Raw genomic sequence first — 1,426 nt, forward strand, 5'->3', positions numbered from 1 at the left:
CGAGGACATCATCATGACGGCGAAGGAACAGGTGCGGGTCCAGGTGCTCGCGGGGATGCTCGACGGGCGCTATGCGGCGGAGGAAGCGGCGGCGCTGCTCGCCCGCTCGCCCCGCCAAGTGCGGCGGCTACGGGCGGCGTTTCTCCGCGATGGCCCGAAGGCGCTTGCCCACGGCAACCGCGGCAGGCGGCCAGCGCACGCGCTCAATCCCGGGATCGCAGCGCGGGTGCTCGCGCTTGCGAGCGGCGTCTACGCCGGCTGTAACGACCAGCATCTCAGCGAGCTGCTCGCCGAGCACGACGGCATCCTGCTGCACCGGTCGTCGGTGCGCCGGATCCTGCGCGGCGCCGGCCGGCAGAGTCCGCAGCGGCGGCGACCGCCCAAGCACCGCGCGCGGCGCGAGCGCATGCCGCAAGCTGGCATGCTGCTGCAGGTCGATGGCAGCCGCCACCGCTGGCTCGGTCCGGACGGCCCCTGGCTAACGCTGATCGCCGGCATCGACGATGCGACGGGTGACGTCCCCTGGGCCGTCTTCCGCGAACAGGAGGATGCGGCGGGCTACCTCCTGCTGCTCCAGCAAGTCGTGCGGCGGCGCGGCGTGCCGCTGGCGCTCTACAGCGACCGCCACACGATCTTCCAGGTGCGGGCCGACGACCCGCTGTCACCCGAGGAGCTGCTGGCCGGCGGACGGCCACGCACGCAGGTGGGCCGCGTCCTCGCCGACCTCGACATCACCTGGATCGGCGCCCGCTCGCCGCAGGCAAAGGGGCGCATCGAGCGGCTCTGGCGGACGCTGCAGAACCGCTGGGTAGCGGAGCTGCGCTTGCGCGGCGTCACGACGATCGCGGAGGCGAATCGGGCGCTGCCGGCGCTGCTCGCCCAGCACAACACGCGCTTCCGCCAGCGCGCGGCGACGGCTGGTCCGGCCTACCGGAAACCGCCGTACGGCGCGGCGCGCGACGTCTTTTGCTTCAAATACTGGCGCACCGTCGGCAACGACAACGTCGTCACCGTCGACGGCCGCGCGATCGCGATCCCACCGGGTCCGCAACGGCGCTCGTACGCCAAAGCCCGCGTGGAAATCCGCGAGCATCTGGATGCGAGCGCGAGCGTCTACTACGACGGCGCCTGCATCGCGCGGCAGCGTCCCCAGCCAGGGCCGCTGCGCACGAAGCGGCGCGGACACATCGGTGAGAGACCAGCGCCGGAGCCGCCGCCGACGCTGCCCGCAACCCGCCGGGCCGCCGTGTCCTGGACGCCGCCCACCACGCATCCATGGAGACGAGACACGCAGACAACAGAAAACGGACGACAGCGATATGCTGCCGCCCGTCTCCCGCTCTACAATGCCGATTCTATCGCAGGAGCTACCGTGCAGCGGACAAAGTCTCGGAACACTTAGCGGTCAAAGTCTCAGAACTTCAAC

At 71.0% G+C, this 1,426-nt stretch carries 1 protein-coding gene; it reads left to right on the top strand.

The annotated features are described in order from the left end of the window. Window positions 1-13 precede the first annotated feature (13 nt). A complete protein-coding gene (locus IVW53_16005; GenBank protein MBF6607067.1) occupies window positions 14-1,402 on the top strand; it encodes an ISNCY family transposase in 1,389 nt (462 codons plus the stop codon). The last annotated feature ends 24 nt before the right edge of the window (window positions 1,403-1,426 follow it).

This window comes from Chloroflexota bacterium, from assembly GCA_015478725.1.
Taxonomy (GTDB): Bacteria; Chloroflexota; Limnocylindria; order Limnocylindrales; family CSP1-4; genus C-114.

Bases quoted from the DNA above. Each gene is read 5' to 3' on its own strand.
- IVW53_16005 (MBF6607067.1), top strand. From the start codon at position 14: ATGACGGCGAAGGAACAGGTGCGGGTCCAGGTGCTCGCGGGGATGCTC.